This is a genomic window from Hirschia sp., from assembly GCF_058892565.1.
On the sequence record NZ_JBZXVU010000014.1, the window covers coordinates 15,246 to 35,822 of the forward strand.

Genomic DNA, 20,577 nt, shown 5'->3' on the forward strand with positions numbered 1-20,577 from the left:
ATCACCGCAATAAATGTTTACTTGGTTTTTCCATTAGTAGACAAAGAATATGTCTCTTCTTTGCTCGGAAAGCGCCGCGCGCGTACATCTGCAGCATAGGCTTCAACAGCGCGCCCTATCTCTCCGCGAACATCTCCATAGCGACGAACGAATTTTGGCACCCAGTCAAACATGCCAATCATGTCATGTGTCACCAATACCTGACCATCACAATTTGCCGATGCGCCAATACCAATTGTGGGGCAAGATACTGTTTTTGTAATCTCATCTGCCAAGTCTTCAGCAACACCTTCAACGACCATGGCAAAACAGCCTGCCTCATCAGCAGCTTTCGCTTCAGCCATCACGCGTTTGCGTTCAGCGTTAGAGCGTCCCTTTGCACGAAACCCACCATCCACATTCACGGCTTGGGGCCGCAAACCGACATGCGCCATCACAGGAATGCCGCGCTCTACCATATGCGAGACAGCATCAGCAGCATATTCACCGCTTTCAATCTTGATAGCCTGACATCCAGTTTCCTTCATAATGCGCGCTGCATTTAAAAAAGCCACATCAGGATTTGTTTCATAGGAACCAAAAGGCATGTCCACGACGACCATTGCCTGAGAAGCACCTCGCATGACGGCTTGCCCATGCATGATCATCATTTCCAGCGACACGCCGACAGTCGAATCTAGACCATGCACAACCATGCCGACGCTATCGCCAACCAAAATGAGATCACAAAATGGATCCATCATTTTCGCCATGGGTGCGTCATACGCCGTTAAACAAACAATTGGTGTCTCACCTTTTGCTTTGGCAATATCACGAACGGTTTTACGACGTATCTGGTTCTGAGCCGACATTTTTTGCACTCCATCACAAATATGAGCGTACTGATAACAGGACACTCATCATTTTGCACAGCTCTTTTCGAACTTTATTGCGTTTCTAATTCTGGCTTAAAGCAATACCGGCCTACCGATCAACATGTCATGCAGTATAAATACTGTTGCTAAATACAGAGCCACACCAACAACAACACTTATGATATCGCCTTTAATTGACACTTCGGCGCGACGAAGTCCTTCATCTTTGCGGATCTTAGCCATTGTCCGCGACAAACTTCCCCAAAACAAAAAACCACCAAATAGTGCGATTGAGGGCCAGTCGCCATTGTAAATCATATGAACTGCCGCCCATAATTTAACACCATTAATCATAGGGTGTTTGGTGTATTTTTTGATATATCCTGCGGGGGCGTCAGCCGCGACAAGCAGAATAAAAGAAAAAGGCATCACTGCAATAATAATATGACGGGTCCATTCCGGTGCAATCCACACCGGTTGGTTCCACATCGGATCAACACGCGCCAAGCCATATCCATAGATCAACAAACCAAGCCCAATGGCCGAAACAAGCGAGAACACTGCTTTATATTTTATGCCATATTTTTGAGAAATATTGCCCGGTTTTCTGGAACGAACGGATGCAAAAATATGCGCACCAATAAACAACGCTAATCCTGCAAGTAAAACATACATAACCCATATCCATCTGATTTTATGATTAAGCCTATTAAAGCAGTCCAGTTTTCTGACTTAAGTTTTGCGACACACGTGCGAGCAATTGTAATAATTGCTGCTTTTCTGTGTCACTAAAGCCTGATGTCGCAGACATTTCCTGCTCACTGTAAGCAGACAATACTTGTGTCATCTCATATGCCTTAGGCGCGCATTTTACGCGCACAATTCTCGCGTCATTTTGATCTCTCACCCGCTCTACGATTTTGTTTTTCTCCAGTGATTTTAACGTGACCGACACAGCTGATGCATCCAGACCCAATCGTGCTGCGAGATATTTTTGTGAATGCCCTTCTTCTTCTCCCCATAAAATACCCACCATTCTAAATTCTGGATAAGTAAGGTCTAATGGCGCCAAAGCCTCCTTCATCAAAATTGAAAATTGCCTTTCAATTCGCCCTATCCACGGCAGAACATTCTGGTCAAATTTTGCATCCATACCCGTTTTCTCCAAAGCAAGCCCTGACCATAACTTTATTAGTTGAATTTATCAACTATTGATTTTTTCATTTAATTTTGACCGCTTCTTTGCACTGGCATAGACATTCAAAAAAGCCTAAAAGAATCATATGTGCGGTAGATTCTTCAGACATGGCGTATCGTGGGCAGACTACCACGCAGCCCTCAACATGATCACACCAGAAGGTGTTGATCCGCCGGAGGCAAACTACAATATAGCTCCCATGTCGATTGCGCCGATTATTCGGCCATTAGAACACCACATGCCCGGCTATGAATTAGCCCCTGCACAATGGTCTCTCGTGCCGTCTTGGTGGAAAAAACCTCTCTCGGAGAAAAAATTCTCAACATTCAATGCCCGTAGTGAAAGCGTCAACGAAAGTAAAACATTCCAAGGCTCTTTCCGGCATCATCGATGCCTCATACCCATGAGCGGTTTTTATGAATGGACCGGCAGTAAGGGGGCAAAAACACCCTTTGCGATATCCCTTAGAAACAGAAGATGGTTTTGCTGCGCTGGGTTGTGGAACCGCGCAATGATTGATGGCTCAGAAATAGATACATTCACGATTTTAACCACCACTCCCAATGATGTTATGGCAGGCCTACACACGCGAATGCCGGTCATTATCCATCCTGAAGATTATGTTCGTTGGATGACGGCTCATTATAATGATGTTTATGATCTTATGAGGCCATTTCCAGCATTTGATATGCATGCTTGGCCCGTTAATGCGGCTGTGGGAAATGTAAGAAATAATGGGCCACAACTGATTGAAGAAAGATAGAAATACGCTTTCAAGGTCTCTCGTTTATCCTTAAAAAACTGTAACAAAGATACATGCAAAAAAGAATGTCGCGCGTCAGGTGAATAGACTATTTGCATGCTATAACTTGTTGTAAGAAAAACCTTATCAATGACTATTTTATCGTTTCAGTGGGGTTTTAACGGTTAACGCCGTGACAATCAAAAGGGACATTACCATGAACACGCCAACTTCTTTGAGCACTCAAAGCCCAACCGCTCTTCAATATCTAGACAAAGCTGTCGGTGGATTACGCAATCTTGGTATTATGCCTGAAGGTAAAAACGAGACAGCTCCGATTGTCGCCCTTCTTGAACAAATTGCAGATCTTGCGCCCGATAAAACCGCCGCAATCGCCCGTACGCTCGACCAAATGTCCACATTTAATGACATTGTCCGCGAGCACATCTCTGGCGTCACAGTTGGTGAACGTTATGAAGGCATCACAACAGCCTTTAACTCTATCCGTGATGATTCAAAATCACTTGTTGATCAGTATTCAGATGGGAAAATCTCAACAATGGAACGCGTTTCCAATGTTTGGATGAAAATGACACGCGGAGATGTTGCATCCCGATTTGGTAAAATCAAAGACCTTTATCTTGAAGTGCAAGCTGAATCCGCAAACCAAATCGACAAAGAAAAGCAAATCCTAGAAGCTTATTTAGATTTCCGTGGTGCTTTGAAACAATCAGAAGTGCTCGCGCTAGAAGTTCTTCAAAATGCGGAAGCAAAATTAGAAGCGGCAAAAGACGTTGTTGCTGAAGCTCTCAAAGATGTCACTGATTATGTTGGTCATGATGCAGCGCGCCGCGCTAATCTCGAATTGGTCCGCGATGAAAAACTGCGCAAACTTCAATCAGAAGAGAAACGCTATCAGATCGCTAAAGACCTCTCCGATAACATTACAATTGGATACAACACATCTGAAGTCATCATGGCGCGTCTCGTGCAAACCACATCAGCAAAAGAGCGCATCTATGCGCAATCAGTATCCTTCTTCTCTACCAATGAAGTTGTGCTGACAGCCCTGACAGCATCTTTCACAGGTCTGCACGGTCTGCATGAAAGCACACAAACACTTGAGGCCATGAAAAAAGGTGTCAACGAATCGCTTGAAACACTGGCTGATATTGGTGGCAAAGTTCAAGAAGCTGCCCTTAAAGCAGGATATGGCCCAACTGTATCAGCCGCATCTGTCAAAATGCTTGTTGATTCAGTCGTGAATTATCAAATTCGTAGCCAAGAAATCATCAAAGAAATGCGTGTGCTTGCAACTGAAAATTCCGAAGAAATCCGTGAAAGCGTAGAAGATGGCAAACGCCGCCTAACGCGTCTCGTCCAAGACGGTGCATCGAACGCGCTTTTACCAAAGACATAGATGACACAAGACGATCCTCAAACAGAGCCAGAAACAGACATAGAACAATCAAATCCTGTTTCCGATGCTCCTGCTAGTAAACAAACGCTAGACGATGTCCTCATTGCGATGGACATCGTCGACACGTTGCGCCATCGCGAACAATTGGTTTTACGTGAACTAGATGCTGATGCGCGTGAACAAGAGCTGATTGAACGCCTAAAAGAAATCTATGCAGCTCAAGGCATAGACGTTTCAGACGATAAATTACGCGATGGTGTTAAGGCACTTGAAGAAAATCGTTTTGTCTACACGCCGCCCAAAGATAGCTGGAAAACCAAACTCGCCAAAATATACATCCAGCGTGATAAATGGTTAAAGCCCGTAGCTGCTGGTTTTGCTGCCCTCATCATAGCATCCGGGCTTTGGCATTTTGGCGTATCCATGCCGCAACAAGCCAAATCAGAGCTAGTTCAAACGCAATTAAACGAAACCATTCCTGCTGATCTGACAGCTTTGCGTGATGATATTCAAGCAATGGCAACAGATGACAAAATCAAAGTCCGCGCCGAAACTTATTATCAAGACGGCGTCACAGCATCTACAGATGGTGAACACGCGCAAGCGCTTGCTGCGGTCGCTTCTCTAGAATTGCTAAAAGATGATCTAGAAGCTGAATACACCGTGCGAATTGTTTCACGCCCCGGAGAATATTCCGGCCTGTTCAGAATACCGGATGACGCCCCGCAGCGCCCCAATTATTATCTCATAGTTGAAGCAATTGATGGTGCTGGTCGCGTCATCGAAGTGCCCATTTCCAGCGTAGAAACACAAGCGGCAAAGCGCGTGTCCATCTGGGGTGTGCGCGTGCCTAAAGACATTTTCGATAAAGTCGCAGCAGATAAAAAAGACGACGCCATTCTACAATTTTCTGAAATTGGCGCGAAAACCAAGGGAGACCTAACCCCACAATACTCCATCGACACGCTCGATGGAACGATATTTAACTGGTGATGAATAATGCCTAGGTCAATTAATGGACGCGAAGCGCTCGAACAACTTGATGAGAGCATTCTCCGTGCACGCAAGCAGCTTGCGCATGCCTTAGAAGCATCCGATGACGCACGCGCACGCATTGCCCAAATCCGCAAAGAACAAGTCAGCACCTATCAATCCCTCGCTGAAATGCGTTTGGAAACACTCACTGACGACACAGATGCACACGAAGTCACCCTGCTAAACTCAGAGAAACGCGCTCAAATTCTCTTGCAATCACACGAAGCTTTCATTGCTGACGAGCAGGAAAAATTAAAAGCAGCCTCTCAAGAAATTTCTCGGCTGGAAAATGATCGCGAAGAAATATCTTCGCGCCTCGATGCTGCCGTAGAACTTTATGAAAAACGCGTCTCAAAAATACAAGCAAGCCTTGTTGAAGATGAAGATTATCAATTGCTTGCAGAAGCAATGGAAGATGCAGCAGCCATTACAGAACGCGCACACTCCAAACTTGCACTCGCTCAGGAAGACCGTGAACAAAAAGGGCAACCATATGAAAACGACCCACTGTTTTCCTATTTGTGGAGCCGCAAATTCAGAACACCCGATTACAAAGCGCCGGCATTCATTCGTTTTTTAGATAATTGGGTCGCTAAATTATGTAAGTATGATCAATCATATCTCAATTATGGGCGCTTAACCGAACTCCCTGTGCGACTAAGTGAGCATGCTCAAAAAACGCAACAAAGTTTAAAACAAGCAAGTCAGGCGCTTGAAGCAGCTGAAACACAGGCTTTAACAGATGGCGGCGCTGATACTCTCAAAAAGAATGTCGATGAATTACGCTCTGCTATTGAGGCATTAGATGCCCAAATGGATGCGGCAGAAGCGAGACATCAAGCCTTAGCTCAATCCCATGACTCAGCTATCAATGCAGAATCTGGCCCAGCAATGGAAGCCCGCCGCGTGTTGGAAAACGCACTAAAACGCGCAAGCTTTCCCGACCTTCGCATACTGGTCGCTGAAACGATCACTCCTGAAGATGATCGTCTCGTTGACAGATTGGTCAAACTCAGAACTGAAGAATTAGAATTTGAAGTAATTTCTGAAGATCTGGAAAATGGCCCTAAAGAGCGCCGAAAAGATCTTTCATTACTCGAGCGCTTAAGACGCGAATTTAAAGCCGCAAAATTCGACAGCCCGTATGCGACTTTCAAAACCTCTAGTATCGAAACTGTAATTACAGCCCTTCTCAGAGGCCACACAAATATAAGCGGTGCTCGCCGACTGCTTAACAAAGCAATAGTTAGACGCACACCGCGCGTAGACCCTGAATTTGGCGGAAAAAGCCGCTCATCAACGTTAGGCTTGCCATCAATATTTGGAGATATCGCCATAGAAATCGCCAAGGAAGCCGCGCGCCAGAGCACAATGGGAGGCAGTGGTAGAAACTCTCCTTTTGGTGGCCGACCTACAACACGTCGCTTTCCATCAAAACGTTCTTCTTCAGGAATCAAATTCCCATCTTCTGGAGGCTTCGGCGGCAAGGGTGGTGGATTTAAAACCGGTGGTGGTTTCTAAACAAACCTTTAAAAGACACCATTACCATTACTACGATTATTGTACATTTAAACAAATGAAAATTAAGCAAGTTACCCTATAAGCAATGAAGCATTACTGATACTAGCCTTCTTTTGAAGTGTTCATGCTAGGTTGTATTGCACACGCTAAATGGAGACACTCTGTGTTCTTCGTGAATGTTTAAATTTGTAATGGAAATCGCTGGCATGAGCCTCGACGCTATGGATCCGGACAATAATGCAAGTAACGATACATATCGTATTGCAAAATTGCGCCAGCACAAAAGCGAAAAACACAAATTACACAATACACAACCTGATCAACCCGCCAAACGTTTTCCAATAGATCGCTCTGGTCTACGTTTTATACTGCGCATATTTGATTTTACCGCCGGCTTTGCAATTATTCTTATTGCTTGTCATCTTCTAAAAATTGATCTGCTAAGCGAAAACCTTAGAACTTCTCTGCCCTACATAGCAGCGCCATTATTTGCCTTCTTGGGCATGCGTATAACGGGTGCCTATCGTTTTGCATTTGATGAACATCCACTTACACACATTGGACGTGTTTTGCTTGGCTCAAGCCTTGGGGTGGCACTTGTTCACATCATTAGTTTGGTTTTCAATCTTGGTGATGATCAGCTTTACCAAATTTCTGCAATTGTTTTGTGTGGCTTTTTGGGATTGCACGCGCATTACGCCGCTCTTCTTCGTTCTCTCACGCGTTCTGGCGCGCTTGCAGATAATGTCGTTATCGTCGGTGCGACCCCTGCTGCTTTTGATTTAATCGAAAAAAATCGCAAAAAACGTGAGATGAATATTCTAGGTGTCTTTGAAGACAGGCTAGATCGCGCACCCGCAGCAATCGCGGATGTTCCGGTCCTTGGGAAAGTCGATGATCTACTCGAATGGGATAAACTTCCTGATGTCGACAGAATTATCCTCACAGTGACATCAACCGCACAAGAACGTGTTCGTACCCTAATAGATCGCCTGCGCCTTTTGCCTCAAGAAGTGATTCTCATGCTGGACCTAGATGGGTTTAGTCCAGAGAAAACCTCAATTGCCAATATGGTCGACACACCCGCAGCTTATGTTTCAGGTGCGCCCAAAGATGTCAGACGTGCCGCGATCAAACGCGGTTTAGATATCGTGGTTGCAAGCGCCATGCTCATACATTTCTTGCCATTTATGATGATCATTGCAACTTTGATCAAACTAGATAGCCAAGGCTCAATTTTCTTTAGACAGCGACGTCATGGTTTTAACAATCAGATTATTCGTGTCTGGAAATTTCGGACTATGCACCCCGATAAAGCGGCTGAAGATGGCACAAAAGTCATCCAAACCGTGAGCAATGATAAACGTGTCACACGTATTGGTGCTTTCTTACGTCGCACAAGTTTGGATGAACTTCCCCAACTCATAAATATTCTAGTTGGAGACATGTCACTTGTCGGCCCTCGCCCCCATGCCGTTGGCATGACAACCGAGGAAGTTGAAGTCCACAATATCGTCGCTGAATATGCACACCGTCACAGAATGAAACCAGGCTTGACCGGTTGGGCACAAATCAATGGATCTCGCGGCCCAGTCCATACAGCAGAGCTTGTTAAAGATCGCGTGCGTTTAGATATGGAATATATGGAAAAAGCATCTTTCTGGTTTGATTTATACGTCATCCTGATGACTGCTCCCTGCCTTTTGGGCGACTCAAAAACACAGCGCTAGGCATCCAATATGAACACAACGCCCCAACTTAGCGCCAACCCACCCGTTCGCGACACGACAACCCCACGCGAAATCGTGGTTGATAACCCGCACTGGAAAGACAAGGCAAACCAAAAGCTGTCTATTCTTGTACCTAGCTATAAAGACGATCCAGAAGCTTTATTGGCCTCACTATCCAAATGCAAAAATGTCGAAGACATCGAATTTATTCTTTATGATGATGGCGGCGGAGACCGCACACTTATTGAGAAAATTTCGGCGCACGCAGCTGAGGCCAGCTTTCCAGTTCGGATCATCTCTGCACAACACAATATTGGACGTTCAGGCGCGCGAAATCGTTTATTAGACTATGCACGCTGCAAATGGGTATTACTCCTTGATGCCGACATGCTTCCCGATAACGAAGATTTCCTGACCAATTACATCCAAGAAATATCAGTTCATCCCGACCCTAAACTTATCGTCGGCGGATTTTCACTTAAGCAAGCCTCAACGGCCCCAGAATATGCTTTGCATCGGTGGCAAGCTGAAAAATCAGAATGCATGTCTTCTAAGCTGCGCAACACAGAACCTGGGCGTTATGTTTTCACAAGTAATGTTCTTGCCCATGCAGACCTATTTGAAGAAGTCCCTTTTGACGAAACATTCAGTGGATGGGGCTGGGAAGATGTCGATTGGGGATTGCGTATAGCCAAGACTTATCTAGTTCTACACATAGATAATACAGCCACTCATTTAGGCCTTGATACAGATCAAGATCTCATGAAAAAATATGGCAAATCGGGTGCTAATTTTAAAAAAGCGATTGCGAAACATCCCGACGCTTTGAAATCAACAAGTCTATATAAAGTTGCTAACAAGCTAGCGCCGATACCATTCAAGCCCGTGATCAAATCCATAACTGGTAGCATTGCAAAAACGCACTTTTTTCCAATAAAGGTTAGAGGTCTCGCCCTAAAATTATGGCGTGCAACCATATATGCGGAGGCTCTTCATGATTGATTGGCATTACACACCCTCTCGTACCCTTCCCGCCAAATTAAAACGCCGCATGACACAGTGGAGACATGCAGCTCCAGTTGATGTGAGCAACACACAATTTCATGTATCATTCACCTTTGATGATTTTCCAATGTCGGCGGTCAATGGTGCCAATATCCTCGAATCTCATGATGGGCACGCAGCATTTTATGCCTGCACAAAAATGATAGGCACACACGGCGCATATGGGGACATGTACGATATCAAAACCATGTTAGACCTTGAAAACCGTGGACATGAAATTGGCGCGCATACCCACAGTCACCTTGATTGCGCTCAAAGCAAACGTGAAACCGTCTTAAATGATATTGACGCAAATATTTCTGCCCTCATGGAAGCCGGTTTAAAAAAGCAGCCCACAAGTTTTGCATACCCATATGGAGAAACCCTTTTTGATACCAAAAAAGAAGTATTCAAAAAGTTTGATCTGTGTCGCGGTATTCTTCCCGGAATTAATGTTGGAAAAGTTGATCTCGCTCAATTGCGGTGTTTTGAACTAAACGAAAATCCAGCCACACGCATTCGAGCAATAAATGCTATCGAAGAAGCAGGCAAAACTGGCGGCTGGGTGATTATATTTACACATGATGTATCACCTCAGCCAACTGCGTATGGAACCACTACTGGGATCGTCGAAGAATTGTGCCAACTGTCAAAAGCAGCAGGCGCAACGCTTTCAACGCCAACTGAGGCAGCAAGAAGCTACGGCCTAATCTCATGAACCAATCCGTAAAAGTCAGTATTGTTATTCCAACATTTCGCCGCAATGACGGTTTGGAAAATGCCATTACCAGCATTCTGAATATGACGGATGCTGCTTTGGAAACGGCTGAAATCGTCGTCGCAGACAATTCACCCGAAGCCGGCGCCAAATCCACAGTAGAACAACTCAAACTCAACACTAGCCTACCAATAAACTATGTCGGTGAACCCACTCCGGGCGTATCAAATGCACGAAATGCTGGTCTAGCTGTAGCAAATTCTCGTCTAATTGCCTTCATTGATGATGATGAAACTGCCCAAAATGGATGGCTAGATAATTTAGTCGCAGCTCATCAAACGCTCGGTGCCGCTGTCATTTTTGGACCTGTCGAAACTGTGCTTCCAGCCGGCACACCTCCCGCGCATAAGCAATATCTGGAAGATTTTTTCTCTCGCAAAGGCCCAAGCGAAACCAAATTAATTGATGAAGCTTTTGGCTGTGGAAATGCTTTCCTTGATTTGGATCGCATTCAACCTTGCCTTCCTGAAAATGAACCTTTTTTCAATAAGGTAGCCAATGAAACTGGCGGCGAAGATGACTATCTTTTTGCTCGTGTGAAACAGCATGGCGAAACATTTGGCTGGGCACATAATGCAATTGTCGATGAACACGTCCCCGAAAAACGTGCACATTTAGGTTATACACTGAGGCGTGCATTCGCCTATGGACAGGGCCCCTCCACCAATTGCTGGCGCAATAATGACGGCATTGATATTCCTCGCTTATTGATGTGGATGGTCATAGGGACAGGTCAGTTTATTATCTATGGAATTGCTGCCTTAGCGATGTTTGCAATCAAGCATCCCAAACGCGCATATATGCTGGATAAAGCTGTAAGAGGATTAGGAAAACCACTATGGTTTCCGCCATTTATTCTACAATTTTATGGGGATATTCCCGATAAGAAAAAGCGCAAAAAAGTTATCAAAAGCGCAACTTAACCAAACTCACAAACTGAGAATAAGTTAAGCTACGCTCAACCTAAATTAGCCTGAAATTTCATCCGCTAATCGGGCATCTGCTTTGGTTGCATTGAGAACAATTCCCATACATGTGCCACCATGGCCTTCAATTTCTTGTCCAAGCTTGGACACCTGAGTCGCAGGTGTTTTATCAGCTCGCACAACTAAAGCAGTTGCATCCATTTGCGAACAGATAGCCAAACCCGCTGAAGATGTTTCTAACGCAGGTGCATCGATAATGACCCAGTCAGCTATCTCTCTAACGGCTTTCCAGTAGTCCGCTCCTGTCTTAACCCGCACGCGAGCGCTTGATTCTAAACGTTCTTTTCGAAACCTAGACACAAGTAATTTAGTATCCGCCACACGATGCATAACAAATAGTCCCGCATCGTTCTTCTTACCAGGCGGTGGTGGGGGTGGCGGCGGTGAGATAGAAAAAAAAGAAGCGCCAGACATTTCAGCGTTATGAGCTGGACCAACCTGACCAAATGAATCAACAAAATCGCCGCCGCGATCAAAAGCATTAAATAACCGACCATCCATAAGATTTAGATCAATCAGCCATACACCCTTGCGCGCACGTTGAGCCGCTAACATAGCAAAAGAAGCAGCCACACTCGATGTGCCTTCGCCTGCCATAGCAGACATGAACATAATCGTACGACCACCATTATCCACTGGTGCTCGTGTTGCAACACGCCAAGTTTCAGTTAAATCTTTTCGTAAGTCTTTCATCACTCAAATTCACTACATCTTATTTTGCCGCTATAATTGGTTTCAACATAGAAAAACTAAGTTAACTTTTTGAAAAGTATATTTTTCATTTAAACAACAAACACTTAGCTTTATTGTTTCGATGTCACACCAATGACAGGCAACCCTATTGTCTTTTCAGTTGAACGCCGCGTTGAGAGACTTTTACGACTAAATGCAACAAGTAAGCCCGCGATTAATGCAGTAAATCCAGCAAACATCCCTGATGCCAAAACAATCGGTATCTTCATACTCGAACCTTTAGATGGTGGTAATGCCCTATCGACGATTACAACACTCCCGCTTGAACCTTCCGAAATCTGAACTTCTGCTTTTTTCGATTGCTCTCGCGTTGCCAATTCAACCATCGCTCTTTCTAACACGTCACGCTCTCGGCGAAGTTTCTTATATTCTGGTTGCAACAAAACGAGTTCTTTCTGTCGCTGAGACACTTCATTGACCTGACGTTTTAACTCCGCCGCGCGAGACGTTGCCGCATTCAAATCAGATTGAACATTCGTGATAGTAGAGATTAATTCTTGATACGCTGGGTTTGGACCAGTTCGACGAACACCGCCATCATCACTCTCCAACAGTGATTTCATACTCGCTATACGCGCATCTATTTCTAAAACAGCGCGGCTATCAGGCAAATATCTTAGCAATAATTGCTCACGTTCTAACTGGAGGTCCAGCACACGTTGTGATGCATTTGTCTCAACTTCTAGCGCAATCGTTTCTGGCGTAGTTGGCAGCATTGCACGCAAACCACTCAAACGACCTTCACCTTCTTTCACCAATGCCTCAACGGTCAAAAGTTCATTGCGTAAATTCACCAATGTCGTGCCAACAGACAATCGATCTGTATCAAATTCACCAATCTCATTTTCAACAAGGAAGTCGCGTAGCAATGATTCAGCTTCACTTAAGGCCTCACCCACAAGATATCTTTGACCAGCCACAGCCGCAATATCATCTTGATCACTTTGAATTTCTCTATAGTCGACAAATTGTTCCAGAAATTTATTGACAACATCGGCGGCAACAATTGGATCTTCATGCTTAAAGACAAAAGTAAGCAAGGGTGATTTCACCCCGTGAGATGCACCAAAATTTTGGTTCAAAGCATCATATGCAGAGGCTTCCAATTTTCGAATTTTTTCAGGGTCATTCGTTTCTGCTATCTCTTGGGCAATTTTAGGATAGATGTGTCCAATCCCCATCTGATCCATAACGCGACGCGCTAATATAGGGGAATTGGCTTTCTCAGCTTCCGCACTAACAATCGCTTCAGTTTCAATAGAAACACCACGTCCAGCATCTCCGACAAGCGGGTCATAAATATATTGCTTATCCAACGTGACCTGCATTGTGCCGAATGCCGTATATGTTTTGGGCATGGTCATAGCAAACAGAACACCCAGTATTACGATAGGCAGAAACACCAATATCATAATCCAAAGTGATCGCCACAATTGCAAGAATATATCGCCCACGCCAAAACGTGGACGAACGCGTAAATTCACACCGCGTTGTTCGCGCCGGTCAGGCATTTGGGTGGCTTGATTGTCTTGCATCATATTCTGATTCTGCTTTATCTAAACAACTTGTTCGTTTGTCGCTTGATTTGCCTTAATATTTCATTATCCAAAACGGATGCATTAAGAAAGCACCATGATGAAAAACAACGCATCCATCCTCGCACTCGCTGTTCTGTCAATATCGGCATGCTCTAGCCCTCAACCGGGACCAAGCGCGCCGACTTTTCAATCAACGACTTTCTCAAAATGGTCGCAAAATGATGCAGCCTACAGGTTCTACCCAGGCGATAAGTTAAACATAACTTTCAGACAAGCACCTGAATTGGACCGAGAAGTTGTTATTGCTCCAGATGGACGGATAAGCCTTCCACTCATGGACCCTGTCGTTGTCGCGGATCTTTCTGCTTTCGAACTACAAAAAATTCTAGAGCGCATCTATGCTAGAGAATTGGTGGATCCCTCTCTCACAGTTACGCCAGTTGAATTTGCGTCCCAACAAATATTTGTCGGTGGTGAAGTCAATAATCCGGGCGTATTTCCATTGCCGGGCCAAATTGATCCGCTGCAAGCCATTGTCTTAGCTGGTGGCTGGAACGATAATTCCAAACCTGAACAAGTCATTATTTTACGTCGCGATCGAAATGGTCAAATCATGACCCGCGTTGTTGACGTAAAAAATGCTCTTCGTGACCCAAGCAATCTAGACATTGGACCATTAAAACGGTTTGACGTCGTGTTTGTATCCCGCAGCCGCATAGCAAATGAAAACAAATTTATACAGCAATACGTACTATCAGCATTGCCAATTGATTTTTCATTCTTCTACAACCTAAAAGACAACGCCTTCTAACTCAGATTGCTGAACTAAACACTAGGCATCACAACCGAAATTAATGTGCTTTTTGCATCCATTCGCGGGCAGCACGTTGTGCCTGACGAAGCTCTAAAGATGACATGTAGTCAACCATTTCGCGACGTTGCTCACGTGCTTCACGAACACCTTTAAGAGCGGCAAGGTTAAACCATTTGTGTGCTGCAACGTAATCAACGGCAACTCCTAGTCCTGTAGAATACATAAGTCCCACACGGTAAATTTCTTCACCAGCAGATTTGTTTGTTAAGCTCGCTTCAGGAGCTTCGATCAATGCATCAGCATAAGCCATTTTTTGTCATTCCTTCGACAATGAGGCTCTGTGTCGGGTTATTCCCCATGATCAAAGAGCCTATCCACCATAAACCATCACCTTCTCCGGCGATGTATGCAGTGAACTAAATTACTGTTGATCTATAGTTAATTACATCAGTAAATACTTCAAAACGGCTAGTTGTACATGAATTTTCTTTTACTGTTATTTAAATAGAAATAGTAATTATCAAATCATTACTTCAAATCCAAAAATTCAAAGACATTATATTTACCATGTTAGGCAAAATTAAAATATAGTTTACCAAACATAGGATATCTTCGAGAGAACGATATCTATGGCTTAAGTCTTGCAGGATCAATGGACTAAGATAAACAAACAAACGACAAGCCCACCGACGCCCCTCACGGCGTTCCCAGCCATCCAAGCTCTGCACAGAACCCATATGCACCCCAAACCCAATATCAGATTTGCCACATTAAAGGACACTGGCGAGATCAACCATTTACTTGGACTGGCTTGGTTCACACAGCATTCTGAAGCTGGATGGAAATGGCTATTTGAAGACAATCCCGCTCAGGGTGAAATTCCACCAGGAATAGTTAGTATTGGCAAAGATGGTGCCCTCAATGGTTTTGTTGGCTGCTGTATAAAGCGCTTTTCTCAAAATGGGGAAACACTCACGGCAATGACTGGTCACTCATTGGTGGCACACCCTAATCATCTAAGCGCCGGCTTTCGTTTAATGGTGAATTTGCTCCATCAGAAAGTCGGCTTTGGGACTTACACACTCAACAATAATGAGATAGCAGCTCGCATATACCCTCGCATTTCTCAAAAAGCGGGATACAATAACGTACCAATTTTTGGGCAGGCAGCTCGAATGAGCCTACAATGGATCACGAACCCAGCGCTGCAAATTCAAGCTGGCCTGAAACGCCGCTATCACATCCAAACAAATTTCAAAACAGCCCGGAATGGTGTTGAACGGTTTTCAACTTACACGGCACCTCCAACTGATAAAATCAAGTTGCCGAAATATACATCTTTGATAGCTGACCATCACCAGCATGAAACCGCGCTTAGCTTGTTCTGGTCACGTTTAAGCAGCAATGAGGGCATTTTCACTTATAGAGACAAAGCAACCCTCGATTGGATTTTAAGTAACCCCGACGCACAAACCCCTCCTATCTTTATTACATATGATCGAGGTGACGGTATCGAGGGCTGGCTGATAGGGCTTATATCTAAAGAGTCTGAAATAGCACCGCCAATACTCAGCATTATAGATCTCATTGCACTACCAGAATCACAAAACACAATTCTGCCCGAACTTATTTCGGCTGCGCGGAAAATTGCGTCTAAAATGAAACTCATGAAAGTGCATCTTCCGTATGCCTCCCAAGAAACTGTAAAAGCTTTGGAGAATTGCATCACACCATCCAACATAAAAACAACCGATTATGCCCATGCGCACGGATGCTTCTATTCACCTTACCGCGTTGAAGAATTTGAAAAAAACTGGAGCCCAACACCATTGGATGGTGATTTTTCGTTTTGTTTAAGACCAATGCCGATACGTTAGATCTGCGCTCAATCACTTTCATTTTGGATTAAGGGCTGAGATTGCACCCTTGTAAGAAGATGCAAAACAATTGAATGATCATGCTGTATTAACCTCAACGCATCTTTCCATATTAACGGAGCAGAAAAGTTGTTCAACAACGACACGTGCCTTTCAAAATGGCACAACAGCCCACATTCATTAAATGGACCTCTGTATTGGATCGAACGTGCGTTAGTTTTCTTCATTGTTTTAACATACTCAGGACTATGGATTGCAATACTCTTAGGTAGAGCCGCAGAAACACAAAGCATGATAGCACCTGACCCAGGACCAATAGCGCGGGCTTCTTGGTTTCCTGCATATCTGGCATTGATTGGGTTATTGGGGCTAAATATAAAAAAGCTAGGAAGTGCGAGCTTAAAATTCTGGCCCATAATTTTATTATTAGGTTTAGCAGTCGCTTCGGCAAACTGGTCTTTAGATCCAAGCCTAACACAGCGACGTGCCATTGCACTTAGCTTCAGCTTTATGTTCGGTTGTTATCTTGCGATACGTGCCCCCCTAGTCGACACACTAAGGATCATTGGTTGGGCATGGCTAACGATTTGTTTCCTCAATTTTCTTCTTATTTTTGGAGCCCCTCACCTTGGTGTCCACTCCGAATTACACGTTGGAGCGTGGCGCGGTTTCATGACCGAGAAAAACCATCTTGGCGGTGAAATGGCACGCGCAAACCTAATATTCCTTGCACTTGTATATTTCGATCGAAAAACACCAGCAGGTCAGAACAAAAAAGCATGGTGGTTAGGTCTAGCTTTAACGTGGATACTCATCTTAGGTTCCACATCTAAAACGGCGCTCATTGCAACGCTAATCCCATATTTAGGTTTTTTATTCTACAGCATCGCGATCCGCACACCGATATTAGGACTTTTAGCGTTTTGGGGTGGCCTGAGTTTAGCTGGTATCGGTTACGCCATAATATCCATTTCGCCTGAAACTGTTGTTGCGCTGATTGGGAAAGACCTGACGTTTACCGGTCGGACAGGCATTTGGGCTATCGTGATTGATTTAATCAATCAGCAAAAATGGACGGGTTATGGATATGGTGCATTCTGGGTCACGCCTGATGGTCCAGTTGCATTTATCGTGAACACACTGGAATGGAACGTGCCAACAGCCCATAATGGATGGCTGGAAGTGGGATTGGCCATCGGATATCCTGGATTAATCCTGATTATCTGCATCTCACTATTTGCTTTAGGCAAAGCTGCATATCTGGCAACAGGCAAACATGGCCCATTTGTCTTTCTCATGCTTTTTCAAATAATTCTATTTTCCTTGTCAGAAAGCATATTGATGCAACAAAATTCGCATGCATCATCCCTATTCTATTTCTTCACTGCTTACGCATTTATTGCTCGCAAAGTCGCAACAGACTCACAAACACCTCTCTTAAGCGCCCCGCATTGGGCGCTACCACCGCGTACTACGAAGAAACGCAGCTAATAAAATTGGGCATCAACCAGAGGAATGCTTCTGCTGTTAATGAAAAAGAGCTTCTAAAATAGGCGGAGACCAAGATTTGGTTTCTTCATCATAGATGGCAAAAGCAGCACCAAAATCCCACAAACACCAACCAATGCCGGCATCCTCTGCAGATTGACGGTAATACTTAATCCATTTAGCGCGTTCGCTTTCAGGAACCCGTTTGTAAACGCCAAATTCTCCCAAGAAAATTGGTTTTCTCAACTCTGCCCCCAACTGACGAGCTTCACTGAATAAGGAAATCACATCTTTTCGCTCTTGCTCTGTCCCCCACACTCTGCCTGTTGGATAATCTTTCGCAGTAAAGCTTGCACCTTGATGCGTAAATTCAAACGGACCGTAATCATGAAAAGTCACGATTATACGCGGATCATAAGGAAAGCGCATTTTTTCAAGGCCAGAGAAATTTCCCCAATGATCTCCGCCGAGCATAATCCAAGGATCGCTTCCAGCATTATTTCTGATGGTTGCAACCATTCGCGCATTCAATGGGATCAATTCTTTGCTCGTTAGCTCAGCCATTGGCTCATTGAGCACTTCAAAAATGATATTTTCGCCATGTCCGCGAAATCTTCTGGATATTTGCCGCCACATTGCATCCAAACGGTCAACATGTGCGGATGGCGTCTGCATGATTTCTTCATAATGATGCACATCAATAATAACCTTCAGACCGTTTAGAAGCGCGACATTGACGACATGTTCTACACGCGCAAAAAAGGCTGGGTCTATTATATAGGGTGCTTCTTTTTGAGTATGAGCTGACCACCTAATCGGTAATCTAACAGTTTCAAAACCTGCTTTCGCAATTTCTTGCAGATGCTCATCTTTAATAATGTATGTCCAATCGCCTTCATTGGGCGCATCAAGAGCGTTCCCCATATTGATACAGCGCGAAATCGGACTTTCAGGAAGCACCAGCTGGTGTGCGGAATAGGAAGATTGTGAATCTTCACTCTGATGTACATAGGCATATCCACCGCCAATAGCGCAGACGGAAAAAACGGCCCCCAACAATCCCCACCAAATTTTTTTCATCGCTCTATTACCTAATATATCAAAACCAATTTCAGACGGGCTCTACTGTGAATATTCAGAGCCAATGCCTTTATATGTCTGCATCCCTATTATATCGTCACATATGTTTTCAATTCCAAAACACAGCGCATGCAGCTTGATGTTTCGTGCTGAAGGTGCCCTCTTTGGGCAAAACTGTTATAATTGCCAAAACAAACCATTATTCCAAACACCAATAACGCGATCTTTAAAAGAAAAATATAACCCGTAAAAAGATATGGTATTCAAAGGGCCTAATTCACTCTAAACAAGGCCCCTACTTGAATCTGGAGAAGTTTGATGTCCCTTGACGCTGTTGTGTCCGCTATTGCCCCTGTATCCATGTCTCAGCGTGAAAATGCACCAGAAGCATTTGCAAAAGAACTCGGTGAAAGCTTTAAGCGTTATGGATTTGCGGTTCTTGCAGATCACGGTTTGGACCAAAATGTGCTTGATACAGCTCTAGAACGCACAAAAACATTTTTTGCAATGTCAGACGTTGAAAAGGCTAAGTATAAACATACACCTGAAGGTCAGCGCGGTTATTTCCCATTCGGACAAGAAATTGCAAAAGATGCAAAACATGTAGATCTAAAAGAATTCTGGCACATTGCGCGGGATCTACCCGAAGGTCATCCCTATTCAGACATCATGCCGCCCAACATCTCCATAGATGAAATACCTGATTGGCATCAGCAGACATACGCTATGTTTGAAGCATTGGACCAACTTGGTTTAAAAGTGTTGTCTTCAATAGCAATTTATCTGGGTCTTGAAGAAAACTGGTTTGATGATGCAATGCGGGATGGAAACTCCATACTTCGCATGCTCCATTATCCAGCTCAGGAGACGCCACCTCCAGAGGGGTCTGTGCGTGCCGCAGAACATGGTGATATTAACGTCATCACTCTTCTCTTGGGTGCTGAGGAAGGTGGGCTAGAGGTCAAAGACCGCGACGGTCGTTGGCTCCCTATTACACCGCCAGCTGGATGTCTCGTTGTCAATGTAGGTGATATGCTGGAGCGTCTTACAAATCACATATTGCCATCAACACTTCATCGTGTTGTGAACCCAAAACCAGAGCGCTCAAAATTTGCCAGATATTCAACACCCTTCTTCGCACATTTCAGACCAGACTTTGAAATCAAAACCCTAGAAACCTGCATATCTGACGAAAATCCTAATCGGTATGAACAATCAATCTCTGCGAACGATTTCCTACTGCAAAGATTAAAAGAAATCGGCCTAATTTAGCATTTAGCCAATCATTCAGTTGGATTTACGCGTCCTCGTAATTTTTTAACCTGCCCACGTTTTGTTTTCGTGTCAGTGCGTTTACGTTTAGCTGACAGGCTAGGTCTTGAGGCAACCCTAAATTTTGGCCGATGCGCAGCTTCATTCAGCATGCTCAACAGACGCTCTCGGGCGTCTTCTCGGTTCAATTGTTGGGTTCTGTGTTGCTGCGCCTTGATAATAATCCCGCCATCTTTGGTGATTTTAGAAGATAGCTTCGCTCTCATTCTGCGCTTAGTGGATTCAAAAATAGTATCACAATTGAGAAAGTCGAACCTTAACTGAACAGCAGTAGAGACCTTGTTCACATTCTGACCTCCAGGCCCACCTGCGCGAATAAAGCTCTCCTCCAAAAACGGTTCAATGTCTGTAAAAGTTATATTTGTCATAGTGTTAAGCCGTGCAGGG

20 protein-coding genes are annotated in these 20,577 nt (G+C 44.4%); 12 read left to right on the top strand and 8 right to left on the bottom strand.

Annotation, left to right across the window (positions count from 1 at the left end):
- Positions 1 to 17 precede the first annotated feature (17 nt).
- The 3 genes from panB to AC5EF3_RS05885 all read right to left on the bottom strand — a co-directional run bounded on the left by panB (position 18) and on the right by AC5EF3_RS05885 (position 2,007).
- Positions 18 to 851: a 3-methyl-2-oxobutanoate hydroxymethyltransferase gene (gene panB, locus AC5EF3_RS05875; protein WP_015827790.1), complete on the bottom strand. Its 834-nt coding sequence runs from the start codon at positions 849 to 851 to the stop codon at positions 18 to 20.
- A gap of 96 nt (positions 852 to 947) precedes the next feature.
- A complete protein-coding gene (locus AC5EF3_RS05880) occupies positions 948 to 1,529 on the bottom strand; it encodes an NnrU family protein (protein ID WP_493547382.1) in 582 nt (193 codons plus the stop codon).
- A 34-nt stretch (positions 1,530 to 1,563) separates the two neighbouring features.
- A complete protein-coding gene (locus AC5EF3_RS05885) occupies positions 1,564 to 2,007 on the bottom strand; it encodes a MarR family winged helix-turn-helix transcriptional regulator (RefSeq protein ID WP_493547383.1) in 444 nt (147 codons plus the stop codon).
- Positions 2,008 to 2,137: 130 nt separating this feature from the next.
- Here AC5EF3_RS05885 and AC5EF3_RS05890 point away from each other — a divergent pair, with 130 nt between their 5' ends.
- From AC5EF3_RS05890 to AC5EF3_RS05925, 8 genes are all read left to right on the top strand, one after another.
- A complete protein-coding gene (locus tag AC5EF3_RS05890) occupies positions 2,138 to 2,815 on the top strand; it encodes an SOS response-associated peptidase (RefSeq protein WP_015827793.1) in 678 nt (225 codons plus the stop codon).
- Between the two features lie 196 nt (positions 2,816 to 3,011).
- Positions 3,012 to 4,214 carry a hypothetical protein gene (locus tag AC5EF3_RS05895; RefSeq protein ID WP_015827794.1) on the top strand — a complete coding sequence of 401 codons (1,203 nt, stop codon included), beginning with the start codon at positions 3,012 to 3,014 and terminating at the stop codon, positions 4,212 to 4,214.
- Entirely contained in the window at positions 4,215 to 5,207 is a 993-nt protein-coding gene (locus AC5EF3_RS05900; RefSeq protein WP_493547384.1) for a DUF6384 family protein, read from the top strand. It abuts the gene before it with no gap.
- 6 nt (positions 5,208 to 5,213) lie between these two features.
- Positions 5,214 to 6,770: a hypothetical protein gene (locus tag AC5EF3_RS05905; protein ID WP_493547385.1), complete on the top strand. Its 1,557-nt coding sequence runs from the start codon at positions 5,214 to 5,216 to the stop codon at positions 6,768 to 6,770.
- 206 nt (positions 6,771 to 6,976) lie between these two features.
- Entirely contained in the window at positions 6,977 to 8,500 is a 1,524-nt protein-coding gene (locus AC5EF3_RS05910; RefSeq protein ID WP_493547386.1) for an exopolysaccharide biosynthesis polyprenyl glycosylphosphotransferase, read from the top strand.
- A gap of 9 nt (positions 8,501 to 8,509) precedes the next feature.
- Positions 8,510 to 9,502 carry a glycosyltransferase family 2 protein gene (locus tag AC5EF3_RS05915; RefSeq protein WP_493547387.1) on the top strand — a complete coding sequence of 331 codons (993 nt, stop codon included), beginning with the start codon at positions 8,510 to 8,512 and terminating at the stop codon, positions 9,500 to 9,502.
- Complete coding sequence (locus tag AC5EF3_RS05920) at positions 9,495 to 10,262, top strand: polysaccharide deacetylase family protein (RefSeq protein ID WP_493547388.1); 768 nt, start codon at positions 9,495 to 9,497, stop codon at positions 10,260 to 10,262. Before AC5EF3_RS05915 ends, AC5EF3_RS05920 begins: the two co-directional genes overlap by 8 nt.
- On the top strand, positions 10,259 to 11,245 hold the full coding sequence (locus AC5EF3_RS05925; protein WP_493547389.1) for a glycosyltransferase family 2 protein: 987 nt from the start codon (positions 10,259 to 10,261) through the stop codon (positions 11,243 to 11,245). Before AC5EF3_RS05920 ends, AC5EF3_RS05925 begins: the two co-directional genes overlap by 4 nt.
- Positions 11,246 to 11,290: 45 nt before the next feature.
- Here the strand turns inward: AC5EF3_RS05925 and AC5EF3_RS05930 are convergent, their stop codons facing one another.
- Both AC5EF3_RS05930 and AC5EF3_RS05935 read right to left on the bottom strand, forming a co-directional pair.
- On the bottom strand, positions 11,291 to 12,001 hold the full coding sequence (locus AC5EF3_RS05930) for a P-loop NTPase family protein (RefSeq protein WP_015827801.1): 711 nt from the start codon (positions 11,999 to 12,001) through the stop codon (positions 11,291 to 11,293).
- A gap of 110 nt (positions 12,002 to 12,111) precedes the next feature.
- Complete coding sequence (locus AC5EF3_RS05935; RefSeq protein ID WP_493547390.1) at positions 12,112 to 13,599, bottom strand: GumC family protein; 1,488 nt, start codon at positions 13,597 to 13,599, stop codon at positions 12,112 to 12,114.
- 94 nt (positions 13,600 to 13,693) lie between these two features.
- Here AC5EF3_RS05935 and AC5EF3_RS05940 point away from each other — a divergent pair, with 94 nt between their 5' ends.
- Complete coding sequence (locus AC5EF3_RS05940) at positions 13,694 to 14,410, top strand: polysaccharide biosynthesis/export family protein (RefSeq protein ID WP_015827803.1); 717 nt, start codon at positions 13,694 to 13,696, stop codon at positions 14,408 to 14,410.
- Between the two features lie 40 nt (positions 14,411 to 14,450).
- Here AC5EF3_RS05940 and AC5EF3_RS05945 read toward each other — a convergent pair whose 3' ends face one another.
- Positions 14,451 to 14,723: a hypothetical protein gene (locus AC5EF3_RS05945; protein WP_493547391.1), complete on the bottom strand. Its 273-nt coding sequence runs from the start codon at positions 14,721 to 14,723 to the stop codon at positions 14,451 to 14,453.
- Positions 14,724 to 15,150: 427 nt separating this feature from the next.
- On the opposite strand from AC5EF3_RS05945, the gene AC5EF3_RS05950 reads away from it, so the two are divergent.
- Positions 15,151 to 16,290 (top strand): hypothetical protein, encoded by a 1,140-nt coding sequence (locus tag AC5EF3_RS05950; protein ID WP_493547392.1) that lies wholly within the window; start codon positions 15,151 to 15,153, stop codon positions 16,288 to 16,290.
- A gap of 291 nt (positions 16,291 to 16,581) precedes the next feature.
- Complete coding sequence (locus AC5EF3_RS05955; protein ID WP_493547393.1) at positions 16,582 to 17,781, top strand: O-antigen ligase family protein; 1,200 nt, start codon at positions 16,582 to 16,584, stop codon at positions 17,779 to 17,781.
- Between the two features lie 36 nt (positions 17,782 to 17,817).
- Here AC5EF3_RS05955 and AC5EF3_RS05960 read toward each other — a convergent pair whose 3' ends face one another.
- Positions 17,818 to 18,858: a glycoside hydrolase family 5 protein gene (locus AC5EF3_RS05960; RefSeq protein ID WP_493547394.1), complete on the bottom strand. Its 1,041-nt coding sequence runs from the start codon at positions 18,856 to 18,858 to the stop codon at positions 17,818 to 17,820.
- 318 nt (positions 18,859 to 19,176) lie between these two features.
- Here AC5EF3_RS05960 and AC5EF3_RS05965 point away from each other — a divergent pair, with 318 nt between their 5' ends.
- The gene (locus AC5EF3_RS05965; RefSeq protein ID WP_493547395.1) at positions 19,177 to 20,130 is read left to right on the top strand and encodes an isopenicillin N synthase family dioxygenase; all 954 of its coding nucleotides are present in this window, start codon (positions 19,177 to 19,179) and stop codon (positions 20,128 to 20,130) included.
- A gap of 11 nt (positions 20,131 to 20,141) precedes the next feature.
- Here the strand turns inward: AC5EF3_RS05965 and arfB are convergent, their stop codons facing one another.
- The gene (gene arfB, locus AC5EF3_RS05970; RefSeq protein ID WP_493547396.1) at positions 20,142 to 20,558 is read right to left on the bottom strand and encodes an alternative ribosome rescue aminoacyl-tRNA hydrolase ArfB; all 417 of its coding nucleotides are present in this window, start codon (positions 20,556 to 20,558) and stop codon (positions 20,142 to 20,144) included.
- Positions 20,559 to 20,577: the final 19 nt, after the last annotated feature.

What these genes read in the sequence shown, in the direction of transcription:
- AC5EF3_RS05910 (WP_493547386.1), top strand. Translation starts at nt 6,977, where the DNA reads ATGAGCCTCGACGCTATGGATCCGGACAATAATGCAAGTAACGATACA.
- AC5EF3_RS05900 (WP_493547384.1), top strand. Translation starts at nt 4,215, where the DNA reads ATGACACAAGACGATCCTCAAACAGAGCCAGAAACAGACATAGAACAA.
- AC5EF3_RS05890 (WP_015827793.1), top strand. Translation starts at nt 2,138, where the DNA reads ATGTGCGGTAGATTCTTCAGACATGGCGTATCGTGGGCAGACTACCAC.
- panB (WP_015827790.1), bottom strand. Translation starts at nt 851, where the DNA reads ATGTCGGCTCAGAACCAGATACGTCGTAAAACCGTTCGTGATATTGCC.
- AC5EF3_RS05880 (WP_493547382.1), bottom strand. Translation starts at nt 1,529, where the DNA reads ATGTATGTTTTACTTGCAGGATTAGCGTTGTTTATTGGTGCGCATATT.
- arfB (WP_493547396.1), bottom strand. Translation starts at nt 20,558, where the DNA reads ATGACAAATATAACTTTTACAGACATTGAACCGTTTTTGGAGGAGAGC.
- AC5EF3_RS05915 (WP_493547387.1), top strand. Translation starts at nt 8,510, where the DNA reads ATGAACACAACGCCCCAACTTAGCGCCAACCCACCCGTTCGCGACACG.
- AC5EF3_RS05885 (WP_493547383.1), bottom strand. Translation starts at nt 2,007, where the DNA reads ATGGATGCAAAATTTGACCAGAATGTTCTGCCGTGGATAGGGCGAATT.
- AC5EF3_RS05935 (WP_493547390.1), bottom strand. Translation starts at nt 13,599, where the DNA reads ATGATGCAAGACAATCAAGCCACCCAAATGCCTGACCGGCGCGAACAA.
- AC5EF3_RS05905 (WP_493547385.1), top strand. Translation starts at nt 5,214, where the DNA reads ATGCCTAGGTCAATTAATGGACGCGAAGCGCTCGAACAACTTGATGAG.
- AC5EF3_RS05895 (WP_015827794.1), top strand. Translation starts at nt 3,012, where the DNA reads ATGAACACGCCAACTTCTTTGAGCACTCAAAGCCCAACCGCTCTTCAA.
- AC5EF3_RS05950 (WP_493547392.1), top strand. Translation starts at nt 15,151, where the DNA reads ATGCACCCCAAACCCAATATCAGATTTGCCACATTAAAGGACACTGGC.
- AC5EF3_RS05955 (WP_493547393.1), top strand. Translation starts at nt 16,582, where the DNA reads ATGATAGCACCTGACCCAGGACCAATAGCGCGGGCTTCTTGGTTTCCT.
- AC5EF3_RS05965 (WP_493547395.1), top strand. Translation starts at nt 19,177, where the DNA reads ATGTCCCTTGACGCTGTTGTGTCCGCTATTGCCCCTGTATCCATGTCT.
- AC5EF3_RS05925 (WP_493547389.1), top strand. Translation starts at nt 10,259, where the DNA reads ATGAACCAATCCGTAAAAGTCAGTATTGTTATTCCAACATTTCGCCGC.
- AC5EF3_RS05960 (WP_493547394.1), bottom strand. Translation starts at nt 18,858, where the DNA reads ATGAAAAAAATTTGGTGGGGATTGTTGGGGGCCGTTTTTTCCGTCTGC.
- AC5EF3_RS05930 (WP_015827801.1), bottom strand. Translation starts at nt 12,001, where the DNA reads ATGAAAGACTTACGAAAAGATTTAACTGAAACTTGGCGTGTTGCAACA.
- AC5EF3_RS05945 (WP_493547391.1), bottom strand. Translation starts at nt 14,723, where the DNA reads ATGGCTTATGCTGATGCATTGATCGAAGCTCCTGAAGCGAGCTTAACA.
- AC5EF3_RS05940 (WP_015827803.1), top strand. Translation starts at nt 13,694, where the DNA reads ATGATGAAAAACAACGCATCCATCCTCGCACTCGCTGTTCTGTCAATA.
- AC5EF3_RS05920 (WP_493547388.1), top strand. Translation starts at nt 9,495, where the DNA reads ATGATTGATTGGCATTACACACCCTCTCGTACCCTTCCCGCCAAATTA.